Source organism: Proteus penneri, assembly GCF_022369495.1.
Classification (GTDB): domain Bacteria; phylum Pseudomonadota; class Gammaproteobacteria; order Enterobacterales; family Enterobacteriaceae; genus Proteus; species Proteus penneri.
The window spans coordinates 604,044-623,679 of record NZ_CP059690.1 but is presented as its reverse complement, the minus strand read 5'-3'; the positions used below and the strand labels follow the sequence as shown (position 1 = coordinate 623,679).

Here is a 19,636-nt window from a genome sequence, read left to right as displayed (position 1 = left end):
TTCTATGCGTCTGCAATGGGTTTTGGTAGGTATCAGTGCATTGCTACTTTCAGGATGTGTTGTTGATAAGCCGAACACGAATAAACAGCCTGCACCATTACCCAATGTGCCAGCTCAACGTGTTCTTGGTGCTGAACCTCGTTACGAGCCTTATCACCCAACAGCAAATCAAGATTACCGAAAAAATGGTGTGATCTATCGTATTGTGACTGATCCTGCAAACTTTAGTGAGCGAGGAGAGGCTATTGTTTATGATAGCTTAGCGATGAGTCGTTTAACGACTATTGGTGAACGTGTCAATCCCTATGAATTTGCGGCTGCACATCCTACATTACCCATTCCAAGTTATGTAAAAATTACAAACTTACTCAATGGGCGCACAATGGTTGTACGTATTAACGACCGTGGCCCTTACGTTAATGGAAAACAAATTCAAGTCACTCCAGCGGTTTCTGATAGCTTACGTTTAATGCCGACAACCCCATTACTTATTGAAGGGATTGTTGTTGATCAAACTGGCCATATGAGCGGTATTGGTACGCATGGTGCGCAAATAGAAAAGAAAACAACGGCATTACCTGAGCGCCCTAATTTTAATGCTCAACCAGCTGCGCCTGCGCCATTAACAACATCAACGCCTACCAACAACAATATGCCAGTTGAGTCACCTGCGCCAACTCCAGTTCCAGCAAAAACACCAACTCCAGTGCTAGTTCCAACGCCAGCAGAGACGGAAACAAAAGCGTCAAAACCAGTATTATCGGCAAACTCCATAGCGCAAGGTTTTTATGTCCAAGTCAGTGCTCTAAGTAACGAAAATAATGCACAGTTTTTGCTCAATGATTTATCGTCATTATTTAACACACAAGGTGTGATAAATAAAACAGATGGATTATATAAAGTGCAACTCGGCCCTTATTCATCTAAAGAGCAAGCCGAAACGATAAAAAACAAGCTAAAACAAGTTAAAAATATCACTGGGTTTATTATTACCCAATAAAAGATAATGTTACGTAAAATTCTTTTTATATCAGCAAATTCAAGCGTAGAATCATCCGGATTTGCTGATATTTTATTTATCGGTTCCTATTTTTCCCTGAATTTTGGATAAAACAAACAGAATGAAACAGATACTCCCAGCAAAACGACTAAGAACCAGCTTATTAAGTGCCACGTTTGCTTTACTCACAGTCAGTCATCAAGGTATTGCCGAAGATTCCCTAAAAACAATGATACCCGCTGTTCCTAGTATCGAAGCCGAATCTTATATTCTGATTGATTATAATTCTGGGAAAGTATTGGCTGAAATGAATGCTGATGTTCGCCGTGATCCTGCAAGTTTAACCAAGATGATGACCAGCTATGTTATTGGTCAATCTATTCGTGCTGGTAAAATATCTAATAGCGATATTGTACCCATTGGTGAAGAAGCATGGGCAACGGGCAATCCTATTTTTCGCGGCTCTTCTTTAATGTTCTTAAAACCAGGTGATCAAGTTACAGTTGCACAGTTAACACGTGGTATTAACTTACAATCAGGTAATGATGCTTGTGTCGCAATGGCCTCTTATGTTGCAGGAAGCCAAGATACATTTGTGGCTATGATGAACGATTACGTTAAGCGTCTAGGTTTACAAAATACACAGTTCCAAACCGTTCATGGCCTTGATGCCCCAGGACAATACAGCACAGCACGTGATATGGCACTAATCGGTGCTGCATTAATTCGCGATGTACCGGATGAATATGCCATCTATAAAGAAAAAGAGTACACTTACAACAATATCCGCCAAACTAACCGAAATGGCTTGTTGTGGGATACCAGTTTAAACGTTGATGGTATTAAAACAGGTCATACTGCATCCGCAGGCTATAATCTTGTCGCCTCTGCAACTGAAGGCAATATGCGTTTAATTTCTGCAGTTATGGGCGGTCACTCACCTAAAGGTCGTGATGTCGAAAGTAAAAAACTACTTACTTGGGGTTTTCGTTTCTTTGAAACCGTAAAACCATTGCAAGTGGGTAAAGAATTTGCGGCAGAGCCTATCTGGTATGGTGAAACAGATAAAGTACAATTAGGGGTAGATAAAGATGTTTATTTAACTATTCCTCGTGGTCGTTTAAAAGATTTAAAAGCAAGCTATGTTCTTGATAATGTAGAATTACATGCACCAGTCACTAAAAACCAAGTTGTAGGAACAATTAATTTCCAACTTGATGGACAAGTTATTGAGCAGCGCCCGCTTGTTGTGATGAATGAAGTAAAAGAAGGTGGCTTCTTTAGTCGTATTATCGATTACATCAAATTATTATTCTCACACTGGTTTGGCTAAGACTTGAAAAAGGTAAATGTAACCACATATAACTTACATATAGATATTGGCATAAACACATTTACCATTACCATATTTACCCTAATGACTAGTATCGCATTCCTTATTATGTAGGGAATGCGCTTTTTATTTGCTAAGATTAGGTATAGAAATAAATTATTAAAACAACAGCACCTGTTGTCTTAAGGAATTACATTATGATGAAAACAAAATTAAACGAGCTGTTAGAGTTCCCATGTTCTTTCACTTATAAAGTGATGGGTCATGCAAAACCAGAATTAGTGGATCAAGTTGTTGAAGTCATTCAACGCCATGCTCCTGGTGATTACACTCCTTCAGTGAAACCAAGTAGCAAAGGTAATTACCACTCTGTTTCTATTACCATCAACGCCACTCATATCGACCAAGTAGAAACGTTATATAAAGAATTAGGTGAACTTGAACTGGTACGTATGGTTCTATAATCTCTTTTACTCTCCTCGTATTTATTCTCGAGGAGAGTCGCTTTCCTCTCTTTCTCAACATGTAAGATGCACTCTCGTTTATCTAACTTATTAACTTTCTAATACACCCCATTTTTTTAGAATCACATGTTTAGGACTAGGTGATATCTCATGTTTTTTTGGTATAAATATATTTTTTGAACAATAAATAATAATAAAAAGTTATTCAAATAAGCTAAGTTATATCACCTAATTAATTAAGCAAAAACACTTAATTAATTTAACAACAAAAGAGAAGATAATAATTATTTACAGTTTAAAATAATAAAAAATTTAATATTATTAAACAATTAGTATTAGTATTAGTATTATCACTTATTAATATCATCTTTTTTTGTCTTATTAAGCTTATAAACAATAAACAAAGAATAAACAAATACTCTAATTTTACTCTATATAATTGTATTTAGTTATATTGTCTTCTACTATTAATCTAGTACGCTTATTTAGAATACTACTCTTCATCATTTATTTGAGTGAAAGACATGAATAACACTTTACTAGACAAATTACGTAAGAAAAAAATATTTTCTTACTTTATAATAGCATCTCAATTTTCATTTCCTATTGCACTATCATTAACACCTACTATTCAATCTTATGCCGCTACGGTAGAAGAAAATAAATTATCAACAAACACAGAAAATAATAACGGGCGATGGCTTGCTCAGCAAACAAGTCAATTAGGGACTATATTATCTAGTGATAACACCCATGATGCTGCTTCACAATACCTAATAAATCAAGCTAATAGCAAAGTTAATAGAGAAATTGAAAATTGGTTTAATCAATATGGTAAAGCTCAAATAAATTTAGGTGTAGATAAGCATTTCACTCTAAAAAACACAGAAGCTAAAGTCATTATTCCTTTTTACGAAACAGACAATTATCTTTTATTTAATCAAACAGCATTCCATCGTAGTTATGATAGAAACCAAGGTAATATAGGCTTTGGTATCCGTAAATTTGATAATACTCAACTCTATGGTTTTAATACGCATTTTGACCACGATTTTTCAGGTAAAAATAGCCGTATAGGGGTTGGTCTTGAATATCGTCGAGATTATTTTTCAATTAGTTCAAATTATTATAATAGAATAACAGGTTGGAAAGACTCAAGTATTGTAAAAGGTTATAATGAACGTCCCGCAAATGGTTGGGATATTAGAACACAAAGTTATCTTCCTGCTTACCCTCAATTAGGCTTTAGAGCCAATTTTGAACAATATTATGGTGATAACGTTGACCTTTTTAATAACACATCAAACTTATCTAAAGATCCATACGCTATCACTGCGGGGCTTAATTACACTCCTTTTCCACTATTAACAATTAATGCTGAACATAAATTAGGTAAAAGCGGTGATAATGATACTCAATTGGGTCTTTCATTTAATTACCAATTCGGTACACCAATTAATGCTCAATTAGATCCAAATAATATAAAACCATTACGTTTACTTGAAAATAGTAAATATGACTTCGTTGATAGAAATAACAATATCGTATTTGATTATCAAGAGCAGTCTTATCTTTCTTTAAAAACACCTGATTTAATAGAAGGTTATAGTAATGAACAAAAGACTGTCACCATTAGTGTAGAATCTAGTGCGGGTCTTGATTACATTGATATTGACGGTAGCCGTTTTCTTCAACACGGCGGTAGAATTATTGAACAAGGTCAAAATAGCTATCTACTCTATTTGCCTTATTATGATCAACAAGAAGGGGCAACAAATACCTATAATATTGTAGCGACAGCATACGATAAAAAAGGTCGGGCTTCCTCATCTGAAACGACTAAAGTTGTTGTTTTAAAAAGTGGTATAGTGCAAAAAGCCGCTATCTCAGCAACACCACAAAAAATAGGTATCGATGATACATCAATCGTATCCTTAAGCTTTACAAATAATGATGGTGAGCCCATTGAAGTTGATGATGCAAGTATTATCATGAGTAATAGTGCTAAAGGTGCATTGTCTAAAACACAATACAATGCAAAAGATAAAGTTTATCAAGCTAAATTTATTAGTACAGCTCCTGAGATCGTCCATTTTTACGGCTATTTTAACCAAACCGTTCATCAAGATATTTCCACAACAGTGACTGTAGAAAACCAGACGCCTGTTTATAATCAGCTGACGCTAAAAGCAGATAAAAATGATATTACGCTAGGACAGTCAACAATATTACGACTCACTTTCTTTAATAAAGAGATGCAATCAATAGAAGTTGATAATGCAAATATTTTATTAATAAATAGCGATAAAGGTGAGATCTCAAATACAACGTACGACTCGGCAACAAAACAATATATTGCAACCTTTACTGGTAAAAATGTAGGTGATGCTATTTTCCAACCATCTATAAATAATGAAGTTATTACGGATACCAAAGAGAAAGTTAAAATATCTACATTTAAAAATATTGATTTGACTGCTGCAAATGAAATGTATGTTGGAGATTCATCTAAAGTTATCATGACAATATTGGATGATAATAATCAGCCAATGGAAGCTGATAACGCAGTAATCCAAATTGTCAAAATAGATAACCAAACAGGTAACGGTGTTATCTCCGAGACTACCTATAATGCCGCTGAAAAATATTATTCAGCTCAATTTACTGCAACAGAAACGGGTAAAGTAACCTTCTATCCTTATGTTGCAAATACCCCTTATCCTGATAGTAAAGCTGAAACATCTATTCTTTCTCATTCAGAAAAATATAAGATTGTTTCTTTAAAAGCCACCCCTGAGCAAATTATCCAAAATAGAACCTCTGTTATCACAGCAGAAGTGCAAGATAATAAAGGCCAACCTGTCACAGATAAACCTGTTGAAATCGTTTTAACAACAAATATTGGTTCATTGAGCAACACCACCGCAGTATCAGGGAAACCTGGAGTCTATCAAGCAACCTATACAGGTACACAACCGACAACAGCAACTTTTGGCGTTAGTATTGATGATGTTCAAAACAATGATACTAAAGTAAATGTTGTAGTCTGGGGAATGAATGATTTAAATGCAAAACTTGTTGCAGATAAATCATCATTAGATCTAAAAGAAGCGGATCACAGTACAGTATTAAGACTTTCGTTAACAGATAAAAATAATAATCCATTACCAACAGATGATGCGATTATTTTACAAGAGACATCAAATTACGGCACCTTGTCTAATACTCAAAAAATTAACTCAACCCAATATACTGCGAATTTTGATGCAACTGCGGTGGGTACAGCTAAATTCTTTGTCACTTTAGAAGGAGTACGCTTAAATACCACAGCTGAAATTTCGGTGATTGATAGCTCATCTAAAGTTGATTTAGATAACGCCAGTATTATGTCTGATCCAAACCACATCTATGGAACAAAAGAAGAGCAAGGAAAAAATCCACATTCCCGTAGCCTGGATAACGATTGGCGTACCTCTACCATTACTTTAGATATCAAAGATCAATACGGTAATTTATTCCATCCCAATGTTCCCATTGATATTGTTATCAAAGATACACGTAATGGACGAGTGTCTGATGCCACTGAAGATAAATTAAACCCTGGTCGCTATCAGGTCACCTATACCCCAACAGAAAGGAATACAACATATACGGCAACATTCTATGCCGTTATTAACAATGAGAGACAAAATTCACTTTCAGCAACCGTGGTTGTCGATCCACTAAAGCATGATTTTATCGATGGTGCTAATTTAGTGGCGTCACCAAATAGCATTCCAGTTAGTGATAAATCAGAATTGAGTGTTATTTTCTACAATGATCTCAATGAACCATTTATCCCTACTGATCCTGTTGAAATTCGTTTAGCATCTGATTCAACAACATTAGGTCAAGTCAGTAAAACTTTACCAGATGGTAAAGCTTTCAAAGCAATATTTACAAGTGAAAATGTAGGTACCGCAAATTTTGAAGTTTTTGTTAATAATCAACCTTATACTAAAGGTAATACGAGTGCTAGCGTTAGGGTAACTGAATTATATAAAGGTAAATTAGGTTCAGATCCTCGCTCAATTCGTATCAAAGAAACTTCAGTGTTATCACTACAAGTGACAGATCATAAGGGGAAGCCTGTCAATGCTGGTAATGACGTACAAATTATTATGCAAAATAGTAACAGTACGGCGAAAGGAAATATCAGCGAAACTATTTATGATGCAAATTTAATGACCTATAAGGCAACCTTTACAGGTACTAAAGAAGGTGAAGCAGATTTTATCCCTGTCATTAATGGTCAAACCTATAATGATATTACCGCAGACGTAATGGTTAAACCTCTGTTTAGCTCAGCGAGTATGGATAAGGAGTCATCTCCTATTACGCTAAACAATACATCTGATGTTTATCTTACATTAAAAGATGCAGATGGTAATTCTCTCCAAACTGATAATGTGTCTATTGCATTAGATACCCCAACTTTAGGAAATCTAACACTGACTAAATGGGATAATGTCAATAAACGCTATGTGGCAACCTTTAAAGGAACTCAGATTGGAATTGCTAACTTTAGTGCTAATGTAGAGAGTAAAAAGGTAGATGGCGTAAGTACCTCTATCGAGGTCAAAGATAGTCCTGATGCATTCTATAATCCAAATTTGACACCGTCACCAAGTGTCATAATCGTAAACAGTACATCAGAAATTACGTTAACACTCCAAGATATAAATGGTTTACCAATAAAAGGTAATAGCGCGACTATTGTACTCGATACACCTGCATTAGGTACATTAACTGAAACATCTTGGGATAGTAAAACAAACGCCTATAAAGCGACTTTTACAGGTAATCAGGTAGGTAAGGCTAATTTCTCAGCAACAATTAATGGGAAAGTTCGCCAAGCTGAAACATCTATTCAAGTTAATCAAGCTTATAATTCAGCAACATTAACGCCTAATCCAAGTAGCATTATTACGGGAGACTCTTCTGATTTAACGCTTGCGCTATTTAATGAATCAGGTGAACCCGTTAGGATCCAAAATGATAATGTCAGTATCAATTTGATTACCCCCAAATTGGGGACATTAGGCTCAACAAGCTTTGATCCAAAGGCGAAAGTCTATAAAGCTAAATTTAATAGTTTTGGATTGGGTACAGCACAATTTAATGTTTCTATAAATGGCATCTTGCGTTCAGATATCACTGCAAATGTTATTATCAAAAAACCTTATGAAAGCGCATCATTAGTTGCAGAACCTGCTTCAATTTATACAGGCAAAACATCACAATTAACTCTTACGTTTAAAGATGCTAACAATAAGCCAATTGAAGTAGAAGGTGCGAAAATTATCTTACTTAATGATGATGATGGACAATTAACTAGTACGACTTATAACAAAACCCAAAAGGTTTATACCGCTACATTTACTGGTACAGTAGCGACTAATGCTAATTTTAATGCCTCTATTAACAATAATGTTGATGAGTCAATTAAGACAACGGTAGAGGTTAAGGATTTATCCTTAGATAATTTTAATTATCAGCTGACCAGTACGCCAAACTCTATTTATATTAATGACCAATCTGCGTTGGAATTTAAAATAACAGATGATAAAGGCACCGCAGTTTACCTTGATGATGTCAGTATTGCTCAATCATCAAATAACCTTTATGGATTACTAGGTAAAACAACCTATAACAGTAAAACGGGTACTTATTCAGCTACTTTTACAGGTAAAAATGTAGGGACTGAGATATTCAATGTGATTATTCAGCAAACTATGCTGAAAAATGTGAGTGCAACGGTCACTGTGAATAAAGTCGTTCCAATAACAGATATTGCTTACATTAACGCCAAAAATTATTCATTCGAATTAGATGAAGGGTTCCCAACAACGGGATATCGCAATGCGACATTTAATTTTGTTATGAAAAATGGAACTCGTACCAATGATTATAATTGGTCATCCAATCAACCGTGGGTTACTGTAGGTAAAAATAATGGCGAAGTAAGACTCTCTGGTACACCAACGAGTGCGAATAAAACGGTAACAATTACTGCTATTCCTATCGTCGATGGTAAAGGAACTGCATTTAGTTACACATTCACCCCATCTTACTGGTTTACCTTCTATGCAGGTCAAAATATGTCAGCTCCAAGCTCATGGAAAGTGTGTGAAAATAACAACCTAAGTACCTCTCCTGCTAATTTATTAAGTTTAGGACTAAATAATAGAGGTATCGGAACTGTTTTCTCTGAATGGGGTAAAGGTGGTGGATCATTCCAAGCTTGGTCATCAACAACTGAAGGGTCCGATGTTGCCTCAATCAATTTTTCAAATGGTATTATTCAATATGCCGCGGGGCATCACCAATATGAACCTGTCTGTAGAACAGATTTATAATTGGTAACTTTGATTAAGTAAGAGAGTAAATTAAAGTTTATAAGGCCTAATTTCAGTATATTACTGACGTTAGGCCTTTTATCTATTCGAACGAAAATGATCTATTTAGCTTACTATCTAATAATTATATTTTCGTTTGAATTCATAATAATGAATTACACCCCATGTAACACTTTTAAAAAAACGATATGCAATAATCATCATCTCAATCTGGTAGTTCATTTGCTGGGGCGTTATACTGCCCTTCACAATTACGCTACAAATGAAGATTTTCACGGTGCAAGACAAGACAATCATTATTCGCCAATTAGGTGTGAAACCCTATTTACCGGTTTCTGATTCTATGCATCAGTTTACGGAAAAACGGGAAAGTCACACACCTGATGAAATATGGCTCGTTCAACATGAACAGGTTTTTACCCAAGGCCAAGCAGGTAAAGCTGAACACTTATTAAACACAGGAACTATTCCTGTTATTCAGTCTGATCGTGGTGGCCAAGTAACTTATCATGGTCCCGGTCAGCAAGTGATGTATGTTTTAATTGACTTAAAACGCAATCATATCGGTGTTCGTCAACTAGTTACTGCTCTTGAAAACACGGTTATTGATACGCTGGCAGAGTTTAATGTAGAAGCTTATGCTCGCGCTGATGCACCCGGCGTTTATGTAAAAGGTGATAAAATTTGCTCTTTAGGATTACGTATTCGTAAAGGTTGCTCCTTTCATGGACTTGCGCTCAATATCGATATGGATTTATCCCCTTTTGCACGAATAAATCCTTGTGGTTATTCTGATCTCAAAATGACGCAGTTAATTGATTTTGCACCAAATACGTCAACGACACAGGTAGCACCGTTATTAGTTAAGCATTTTTGTACACATCTAGGATTTCAACCACAGCAATAAAAATGCTATAATTTTTTTAACATTTATCATATTTTTTTAAAACCCTGATTACCTCAGTCACATCGTGTTAATCACTCTAGATAACTGGAACTGGCACAATTATGAGTAAACCTATTCAGATGGAACGCGGAGTTAAATATCGCGACGCCGATAAAATGGCACTTATTCCTGTTAAAACAGTCGCTACAGAACGAGAACAACTGCTACGCAAACCTGATTGGATGAAAATAAAGCTACCCGCTGACTCAAGTAAAATACAGGGTATCAAAGCAGCAATGCGTAAAAATGGTCTTCATTCGGTCTGTGAAGAAGCCTCTTGCCCTAACCTTGCAGAATGCTTTAACCATGGAACGGCAACCTTTATGATTTTAGGGGCAATCTGTACACGCCGTTGCCCATTCTGCGATGTCGCTCATGGCCGCCCAAATGCTCCCGATCCACAAGAGCCAGAAAAACTCGCTCAAACAATCAAAGATATGGGGTTACGCTACGTCGTAATTACCTCCGTAGACCGTGATGATTTACGTGATGGTGGTGCTCAGCATTTTGCGGATTGTATTGCTGCAATTCGAGCAAAAAATCCAACCATCCGTATTGAAACATTAGTTCCTGATTTCCGTGGTCGTATGGATAAAGCACTGGAAATCCTCACGGAAACCCCACCTGATGTCTTCAACCATAACTTAGAGAATGTTCCTCGTGTTTATCGTCAAGTACGTCCAGGCGCTAACTATCAATGGTCATTGACTTTGTTAGAGCGCTTTAAGCAAGCTCACCCTGATATTCCCACCAAATCAGGTTTAATGGTCGGTCTTGGGGAAACCAACGAAGAAATTATTGACGTTATGCGTGATCTGCGTAAACATGGGGTAACGATGCTGACTTTAGGGCAATATTTACAGCCAAGTCGTCATCATCTTCCTGTTCAACGTTACGTCAGTCCTGACGAGTTTGAATATATGAAAGAGCAAGCACTCGCGATGGGCTTTACCCACGCTGCTTGTGGGCCGTTTGTTCGCTCGTCTTATCATGCTGATCTTCAAGCTCAGGGGATTGAGGTTAAATAACAATTAATTTCTCATGCTTAATATTGCAATTGCTGTATTTATAGGTGGTGGTTTAGGTAGCGTATTACGCTGGCTGATTAGCTACCGCCTAAATTCTATTTTTCCTCATTTTGCCACAGGCACCTTTGTTGCTAACTGTATTGGTGCTTTTATTATAGCCTTTGGTATCGCTTGGTTTAGCAAAGCCCCCAATATTGATCCTATTTGGAAAATTATGCTAACTACGGGTTTTTGTGGCGGTCTGACAACATTTTCAACCTTTTCTGTCGAAGTTGTCGCACTCTTAACTGAGGGAAAGATAGGATGGGCATTAAGTACGATGGGCGCTAACTTAGCGGGTTCATTTTTAATGACCGCATTTGCGTTTTGGTTACTACGAGAAATGTAATACTCAGAATATAAAAACCCGTTAAACAACGGGTTTTTACTGTCTCAAAGAAGTCGTTAATTAGATAGCGACAACGTTTGCAGCAGATGGCCCTTTCGCGCCGTCAGTAACTTCAAACTCTACTTTTTGACCTTCAGCAAGGGTTTTAAAGCCTTCTGATGTAATAGCGGAAAAGTGTACAAATACATCTTTGCTGCCATCTTCTGGAGTGATAAAACCAAAACCTTTAGTTTCGTTAAACCACTTAACGTTACCTTTTAATTTAGACATCAAGTTTACCTTTAAAATAGAAAATAAACGCAAGCGTTTTGCGTTGACTATAGTAAAACAAAAATGATGATTCCCTGTCCACAGCCTAGATCACGAAACTCACATTTTTTTTCTGCTAAATGATTAATATTCAGACAAATCCCATGCCTTAACGCATAGTTCACTTAAGAAATAATACTTAATACTTACTATCTGAACTATTCATCAATTTCTACTTTTTCATATTGAAGTAGCCAACGCTTAATATCTAACCCACCAGTATAGCCGACTAACTTACCGTTATGACCAATAACTCGGTGGCAAGGAATAATTAAAGAAATTGGATTGCGTGAGTTTGCCATTCCTACCGCTCTGCAATAATTGACTGAACCTAATGTAAGCGCCAATTTTTTATAACTCCAAATTTCGCCATAAGGGATTGTCTGTAATGTCTTCCAAACACGGCTTTGAAACTCTGTTCCTTCTGGTGCCAAAGGCACAGAAAAGGCGGTACGTTTACCCGCAAAATACTCTTTGAGTTGTTTTATACATTGATTAATTACGGAGCTTGGATTCACAGCAACATCTTTGTCATTTACAAAATAGAGGCTAGTGATCCCTTTTTCATTGGCTGTAATAGAAATATAAGGTTTTGGGAAGCCAACAGGGGCATCGAGATAATCTTGGTACATAATATTTTCTCTGCTGATTTGTCTGTAGCACTAAGAGTAAATCATGCCTGATTGATAAAGCAATCATCTAATTACTCGTATATCTAATAAAAATTGATCAATCGAGCGATCTAAAAATAAAATTAATGCACTAACTATTTAATTTTAATGATAATCATTATCAAAAATCAAAATCACCATATATTGTGTGGTTGAAAATAAATAACTCTATATATAGTATTTAATCACTTTCCATTATGGATGTGAAAACAGACGCATCCATATTTTTATAAGGGTTATTTTTATGTCTGTTATCCTCTATACCAAACCGAATTGCGTTCAATGTAGTGCCACAGAGCGCGCCTTAAAACAGAAAAACATTCCGTTTGTTGCTGTTGATCTCACCCAAGATACGCAAGCCCTCGCTCACATTGTTTCTATGGGATATCGCCAAGTTCCCGTTGTTGTTCATGGTGACCAGCATTGGTCCGGTTTCTGCCCTGATAAGATCAGACAGATCACGCTCTAAAGGAGCATTTCATGCAAACTGCACCTTTGATCTATTTTTCAAGTCGCTCTGAAAACTGTCATCGTTTTGTACAAAAGCTCAACTTAAAAGCGACCAGAATTTTTGAAGATGAAACATTGCTTGCAACACAGCCATTTGTGTTGCTTTGCCCTACTTACGGTGGCGGCAGTACTAAAGGTGCGGTGCCTAAAGCGGTTATTCAGTTTTTAAATATTTATGAAAATCGCCAACTAATACGCGGTGTTATTGCTTCTGGAAATACAAATTTTGGTACAGCTTATGGATTGGCTGGCGACATCATTGCACAAAAATGCCAAATCCCTTTTTTGTATCGATTTGAATTATTAGGCACGCCAGAAGATGTAAACCGCGTAAAAACGGGTTTAAGCGCATTTTGGTCAAGCCTTACTGACCAATGCGCCATGAGATAATTAACATGACACAATCAATAGAACAACTTGATTACCATGCCTTAAACGCCATGCTAAACCTGTATGATGAGCAAGGTAATATTCAGTTTGATAAAGACAAATTAGCGACACATCATTTTTTTCGCCAACATGTAAATCAAAACACGGTATTTTTTCATGATTTAAAAGAAAAACTTGAGTTTTTAGTACAACAACACTATTACGAAGCTCAAGTATTAGAACAATATGAATTTGCTTTTATCAAACAGCTATTCAAACATGCTTATAGCAAAAAATTTCGCTTTCAATCTTTTTTAGGCGCTTTTAAATACTATACCAGTTACACCTTAAAAACCTTTGATGGTGAGCGTTACCTTGAGCGCTATGAAGATCGCGTCTGTATGGTAGCGCTTACTCTTGCACAAGGTGATACTGATCTCGCTATTCATCTTGTTGATGAAATCATTAGTGGTCGTTTCCAACCCGCAACACCCACTTTTTTAAATTGCGGGAAACAACAACGCGGTGAATTAGTTTCCTGCTTTCTATTACGTATAGAAGATAATATGGAGTCTATCGGTCGATCGGTAAATTCTGCATTACAGCTTTCTAAACGTGGCGGCGGCGTTGCATTTTTGCTCACTAATTTACGTGAAGCAGGCGCCCCCATTAAGCGTATAGAGAATCAATCTTCTGGCGTTGTTCCCGTTATGAAGATGCTTGAAGATGCTTTTTCCTATGCTAATCAGTTAGGAGCAAGACAAGGTGCTGGCGCTGTTTATCTTCATGCTCATCATCCAGATATTTACCATTTTCTTGATACCAAAAGAGAGAATGCAGATGAAAAAGTTCGAATAAAAACCCTCTCTTTAGGGGTTGTTATTCCTGATATCACTTTTGAATTAGCGAAACGTAATGAAGATATGTACCTCTTCTCTCCTTATGATGTAGAGCGTGTTTATGGCGTACCTATGTCAGAGATCAGTATTAGTGAAAAATACAGTGAAATGGTAAATAACGCGCAAATTCGTAAGAAGAAAATTAAAGCGAGGGAGTTTTTCCAAACATTAGCCGAAATTCAATTTGAGTCTGGCTATCCTTATATCATGTTTGAAGATGCGGTAAACCGCGCAAATCCTATTGCGGGTAGAATAAACATGAGCAATCTCTGCTCTGAAATTTTACAAGTCAACAGCGCAAGTGAGTATCACCCAGACTTAAGTTATCGCCATATCGGTCATGACATCAGTTGTAACTTAGGTTCTATGAATATTGCTATGGCAATGGACTCGCCTAACTTTGCCCATACTGTCAGCACAGCAATTAGAGCATTAAGCAATGTCTCTGAAATGACGAAAATAGAGTCTGTTCCTTCTATTGAAAAAGGTAATCTCGCTTCTCATGCGATTGGTTTAGGGCAAATGAATTTACATGGCTACTTAGCTCGTGAAAGGATTTATTACGGCTCTGAAGAAGCGTTAGATTTCACCAATATCTATTTTTATACCGTCACTTATTATGCGTTATTCGCCTCAAATCAATTAGCTATTGAGAAAAAACAGTACTTTAAAGGTTTTGAAAAATCAAAGTACGCAACAGGTGAATATTTTAATAAATATGTATCACAACCGTGGTTACCTAAAACTCAAAAAGTCCACCAGCTATTTAGCCAATCTAATATTCATATTCCAACACAAGAAGATTGGCAGACTCTCAAGCAATCTATTATGACGCATGGGATCTATAACCAAAATTTACAAGCAATACCGCCGACAGGATCTATTTCCTATATCAACCACTCTACATCAAGCATTCATCCTATTGCCGCGCCAATAGAAATTAGAAAAGAAGGTAAGATTGGACGAGTTTATTACCCCGCCCCCTTTATGACTAATGAAAATCGCCAATATTACCAAGATGCGTATGAAATTGGTGCAGAAAAGATTATCGATACCTATGCAGAAGCGTCACAACATATCGATCAAGGCTTATCACTGACATTATTCTTTTCGGATGAAGCCACAACAAGGGATATTAACAAAGCACAAATCTATGCCTGGCGTAAAGGAATTAAAACCTTGTATTACATTCGTATCCGACAATCCGCATTAGCAGGCACTGAAATCAAAGGCTGTGTTTCGTGTGCACTTTAATAATTACAATAAGGAGAACATAGCATGTCATCACCTTTATTAAGTCATGTTAATGCGATTAACTGGAATCGTATTGAAGACGAAAAAGATTTAGAGGTTTGGAACCGTTTAACCATGAATTTTTGGTTACCTGAAAAAATTCCACTCTCCAATGACATTCCTTCATGGAGTACATTAACTCAAGCCGAAAAACAGCTCACTATTCGTGTTTTTACTGGGTTAACGTTATTGGACACTATCCAAAATACAGTAGGTGCGCCGACATTGATGCCCGATGCATTGACGCCACATGAAGAAGCGGTGTTATCCAACATCTGTTTTATGGAGGCTGTTCATGCTCGCTCTTACAGTTCGATATTTTCTACACTCTGCTTAACAACTGATGTCGATGAAGCATATCGTTGGAGTGAGGAAAACCCTTACTTACAAAAGAAAGCAGAAATTATTTTGCGTTATTACCAAGATGAAGATCCTTTAAAGAAAAAAATTGCCAGCGTCTTTTTAGAATCCTTTTTATTTTATTCAGGATTCTATTTACCAATGTATTGGTCAAGCCGAGGAAAATTAACTAATACAGCCGATTTAATTCGACTCATTATTCGTGATGAAGCCGTTCATGGTTATTATATTGGCTATAAATTTCAAAATCAGTTATTAAATAAATCCGAATTAGAGAAACAAGATATTAAAGATTTTGCATTCTCATTATTATTAGATTTATATGACAATGAAGTGAAATATACTGAAGATCTTTACGACACTGTAGGTTGGACAGAAGATGTCAAAAAATTCCTTCATTATAATGCAAATAAAGCATTAATGAATTTAGGGTATGAAGCTTTATTCCCTGATGAAATAACCGATGTAAGTCCTGCGATTCTTTCTTCATTATCACCAGATGCAAATGAAAATCACGATTTCTTTTCTGGTTCCGGTTCATCTTATGTTATTGGAAAAACGATTAACACTGAAGACGATGATTGGGATTTTTAAGATTTATTAGCCAAATTGAAGGTAAGAGAAACAACAAAATACATTCAATTTGATTATGTATCACATATAAAACATAATGCACTGAAAAATATAGATTATTTTTTTGTGCATTTTTATTTGAGCAATAAACAATCTAATCGATTGATTTTTGCCGTTCAATATTGTCAAAAAATCAATTTTTTTCGAATCATTTCAGCTTAAATTTCGTAGATAAACCTTATCACAAGAGAATAAATATTAATTATACTAATGATTATTGGTTTTTTTTCATTTAATTTTCATCTATTTCATCCTCTATTTTGAGATTAAATTTTCATTTTTATTGAGATCCTAATCAAAATAATAACATCTATAAAAATAAAGTTATTTCAGTTAGTTAGATAGAAATATATCTTTTAATCAATTTTATTTATTTCACTTTATTTAATTATTAATCATATAAAAAATAAAGAAATTACAGCTAAATAATTTAGTTAATTATAATTAACATAGGGTTGTCAGACTCAATCATTGTGGTAGGGTATTTCCCTTACTAAAATTTTATTTAGGAAAAACAATAACACTTATTAATTAATATTTAATTTATTCCTTTCAATATTTAAATAGGAAACTATATATTGCATGGCAATTAAACTCGAAGTAAAAAATCTCTACAAGGTATTTGGCGAGCACCCTAAACGCGCTTTTGAATTATTAGAGTCTGGTATGAACAAAGATCAGATTTTTGATAAAACAGGGCTTACGGTGGGCGTTCAAAATGCAAATCTGGCAATTGAAGAAGGCGAAATATTTGTCATCATGGGATTATCTGGCTCAGGTAAATCCACCCTAGTCCGCCTTCTCAATCGTCTGATTTCTCCTACAAAGGGAGAAGTGCTTATTGATGGTGAAAATATTGCCACCATGTCTGATAAAGAATTACGACAAGTACGCCGTAAAAAAATCAGTATGGTGTTTCAATCATTTGCATTAATGCCCCATATGAACGTGCTTGATAACACTGCATTTGGCATGGATCTCGCTGGATTAAGCAAAGACGAACGTTATAAAAAAGCGATGGATGCCTTAGAGCAAGTCAATTTAGGCAGTTACGCAAACTCTTGGCCTGATGAACTTTCTGGTGGGATGCGTCAACGTATTGGTCTGGCTCGCGCACTTGCCAATGATCCTGATATCTTGTTAATGGACGAGGCTTTTTCAGCACTTGACCCATTAATTCGTACTGAAATGCAAGATGAGTTATTGAGCTTACAAGGCGATAAACAGCGTACGATTGTGTTTATTTCTCATGATCTCGATGAAGCCATGCGTATTGGTGATCGCATTGCCATTATGCAAGGTGGTGGTGTTGTTCAAACGGGCACACCGGATGAAATACTCAACAATCCAGCGAATGATTATGTACGTACCTTTTTCCGTGGTGTTGATATTAGCCATGTATTTAGTGCAAAAGATATTGCCAAACGTCGCCCAGAAACCTTACTGCATATTGCCCCAGGTTTTGGCCCACGCTCCGCCTTGAAAGTACTCGAAGATGAAGATAGAAATTTTGGCTATCTCATTGAACGGGGAAGAAAATTTATTGGCATCGTTTCCGTTACGTCTCTTGAAGAGGCGCTCAAAAATAAACAACCTATTGAGTCAGCTATTCTACCTGAGCCTTGTGCCATTAATGGGGATACACCGTTAAATGAGCTGATTTCAACTGTTGCACAATCTCCCTGTGCTATTCCTGTTATTGATGAAAAAAACCGTTATATCGGCTTAATTTCTAAAGGAATGTTACTACAAGCACTGGATAAGGAGACGCCAAATGAGTAATACAACAGATAAAAATACGACTGTGGATACAGATATCCAAGAAACCATAACAAGCGAGACAGCTCAAGAGACAACCAATAATGCCAATGATGATCCTTGGGCAACAACAGATACTAGCACAACAGAAAGCGATCCTTGGAGTAGTACTGACAGTTCATCAACAGATGCCGATCCATGGGGTGCAGGCGGTGGTGGTGACATTGATACATCATCCGCTGGCAGTGATTGGCTTGATGCCGCACCGACGGATGCCGCACCGACGGATGTCGCACCCGATTCATTCAATCTAATGGATCCGTTTCACAATACGCTGATCCCATTAGATTCATGGGTTACCGATGCGATTGACTGGATTGTGTTGCACTTTCGCCCAGTTTTCCAAGGTATTCGTGTACCCGTTGATTTGGTATTAAGTGGTTTTGAAAATTTCTTAACCTCAATGCCTGCACCTATCGCCATTATTCTGTTTTCTCTGATTGCATGGCAACTTTCAGGCAAAGCCATGGGTGTCGCTTCTTTTATCTCATTAATATTAATTGGTGCAATAGGTGCTTGGTCTGAAGCTATGGTTACCCTTGCATTGGTACTCACTTCATTACTGTTTTGTCTTATTATCGGACTTCCATTAGGGATATGGCTAGCTAACAGCGATAGAGCATCCAAAATTGTCCGGCCTTTACTGGATGCGATGCAGACAACACCTGCGTTTGTCTACTTAGTGCCTATCGTCATGTTATTTGGTATTGGTAACGTCCCTGGCGTTGTGGTCACCATTATTTTTGCTTTGCCACCTATTGTGAGATTGACCATTTTAGGGATCAAACAAGTCCCTGAAGATTTAATTGAAGCAGCACAATCATTTGGTGCAAGTCCTCGCCAAATGCTGTTTAAAGTGCAATTACCGCTCGCCATGCCAACGATTATGGCAGGTGTAAACCAAACACTGATGTTAGCGCTTTCAATGGTTGTTATTGCATCAATGATAGCCGTTGGTGGATTAGGTCAAATGGTATTACGCGGTATAGGCCGTCTTGATATGGGACTTGCTGCTGTAGGGGGCGCAGGTATTGTTATTCTCGCAATTATTCTTGACCGATTAACGCAATCTTTAGGTCAAAACAGCCGTCATAAAGGCAATCGATGCTGGTATATGACAGGGCCTATTGGCTTAATTTGCCGACTCTTTGGCAAAAAAGCATCGTAATAAATATTTTACTATTAATTAAAAATCAATAAAGAACATCACGTTCAAT

15 protein-coding genes are annotated in these 19,636 nt (G+C 36.6%); 13 read left to right on the top strand and 2 right to left on the bottom strand.

From position 1 onward, the window contains the following. Positions 1-4: 4 nt before the first annotated feature. The 7 genes from rlpA (at position 5) to crcB (ending at position 11,557) form a co-directional block, all read left to right on the top strand. Positions 5-1,000, top strand: a complete 996-nt coding sequence (rlpA, locus tag H1225_RS02680; RefSeq protein WP_115065162.1) for an endolytic peptidoglycan transglycosylase RlpA — start codon at positions 5-7, stop codon at positions 998-1,000. A gap of 121 nt (positions 1,001-1,121) precedes the next feature. Continuing rightward, the gene (gene dacA / locus H1225_RS02675) at positions 1,122-2,333 is read left to right on the top strand and encodes a D-alanyl-D-alanine carboxypeptidase DacA (protein WP_109400656.1); all 1,212 of its coding nucleotides are present in this window, start codon (positions 1,122-1,124) and stop codon (positions 2,331-2,333) included. Positions 2,334-2,533: 200 nt separating this feature from the next. Continuing rightward, the gene (gene ybeD, locus H1225_RS02670; RefSeq protein ID WP_036912266.1) at positions 2,534-2,797 is read left to right on the top strand and encodes a DUF493 family protein YbeD; all 264 of its coding nucleotides are present in this window, start codon (positions 2,534-2,536) and stop codon (positions 2,795-2,797) included. A 524-nt stretch (positions 2,798-3,321) separates the two neighbouring features. Then, positions 3,322-9,195 carry an inverse autotransporter beta domain-containing protein gene (locus H1225_RS02665; protein ID WP_239739427.1) on the top strand — a complete coding sequence of 1,958 codons (5,874 nt, stop codon included), beginning with the start codon at positions 3,322-3,324 and terminating at the stop codon, positions 9,193-9,195. A 262-nt stretch (positions 9,196-9,457) separates the two neighbouring features. Then, positions 9,458-10,102, top strand: a complete 645-nt coding sequence (gene lipB, locus H1225_RS02660; protein WP_006537741.1) for a lipoyl(octanoyl) transferase LipB — start codon at positions 9,458-9,460, stop codon at positions 10,100-10,102. Between the two features lie 101 nt (positions 10,103-10,203). Further along, positions 10,204-11,169 carry a lipoyl synthase gene (gene lipA, locus H1225_RS02655; protein ID WP_006537742.1) on the top strand — a complete coding sequence of 322 codons (966 nt, stop codon included), beginning with the start codon at positions 10,204-10,206 and terminating at the stop codon, positions 11,167-11,169. A gap of 13 nt (positions 11,170-11,182) precedes the next feature. Beyond that, positions 11,183-11,557: a fluoride efflux transporter CrcB gene (crcB, locus tag H1225_RS02650; RefSeq protein ID WP_006537743.1), complete on the top strand. Its 375-nt coding sequence runs from the start codon at positions 11,183-11,185 to the stop codon at positions 11,555-11,557. Between the two features lie 60 nt (positions 11,558-11,617). On the opposite strand, the gene cspE is transcribed toward crcB, so the two are convergent. Further along, on the bottom strand, positions 11,618-11,827 hold the full coding sequence (gene cspE / locus H1225_RS02645; RefSeq protein ID WP_023581133.1) for a transcription antiterminator/RNA stability regulator CspE: 210 nt from the start codon (positions 11,825-11,827) through the stop codon (positions 11,618-11,620). Between the two features lie 197 nt (positions 11,828-12,024). After that, positions 12,025-12,498: a methylated-DNA--[protein]-cysteine S-methyltransferase gene (locus tag H1225_RS02640; RefSeq protein WP_006537744.1), complete on the bottom strand. Its 474-nt coding sequence runs from the start codon at positions 12,496-12,498 to the stop codon at positions 12,025-12,027. A gap of 283 nt (positions 12,499-12,781) precedes the next feature. Here H1225_RS02640 and nrdH point away from each other — a divergent pair, with 283 nt between their 5' ends. From nrdH to proW, 6 genes are all read left to right on the top strand, one after another. Beyond that, a complete protein-coding gene (nrdH, locus tag H1225_RS02635) occupies positions 12,782-13,006 on the top strand; it encodes a glutaredoxin-like protein NrdH (RefSeq protein WP_006537745.1) in 225 nt (74 codons plus the stop codon). Between the two features lie 11 nt (positions 13,007-13,017). Then, complete coding sequence (nrdI, locus tag H1225_RS02630; protein WP_006537746.1) at positions 13,018-13,437, top strand: class Ib ribonucleoside-diphosphate reductase assembly flavoprotein NrdI; 420 nt, start codon at positions 13,018-13,020, stop codon at positions 13,435-13,437. Between the two features lie 5 nt (positions 13,438-13,442). After that, positions 13,443-15,569, top strand: coding sequence for a class 1b ribonucleoside-diphosphate reductase subunit alpha (nrdE, locus tag H1225_RS02625; protein WP_115065160.1), 2,127 nt, complete (start codon positions 13,443-13,445; stop codon positions 15,567-15,569). A gap of 24 nt (positions 15,570-15,593) precedes the next feature. After that, positions 15,594-16,562 (top strand): class 1b ribonucleoside-diphosphate reductase subunit beta, encoded by a 969-nt coding sequence (gene nrdF, locus H1225_RS02620; RefSeq protein WP_109400649.1) that lies wholly within the window; start codon positions 15,594-15,596, stop codon positions 16,560-16,562. A 621-nt stretch (positions 16,563-17,183) separates the two neighbouring features. Beyond that, positions 17,184-18,383, top strand: coding sequence for a glycine betaine/L-proline ABC transporter ATP-binding protein ProV (gene proV, locus H1225_RS02615; RefSeq protein ID WP_239739424.1), 1,200 nt, complete (start codon positions 17,184-17,186; stop codon positions 18,381-18,383). After that, on the top strand, positions 18,376-19,587 hold the full coding sequence (gene proW / locus H1225_RS02610; protein ID WP_239739422.1) for a glycine betaine/L-proline ABC transporter permease ProW: 1,212 nt from the start codon (positions 18,376-18,378) through the stop codon (positions 19,585-19,587). Before proV ends, proW begins: the two co-directional genes overlap by 8 nt. Positions 19,588-19,636 lie beyond the last annotated feature (49 nt).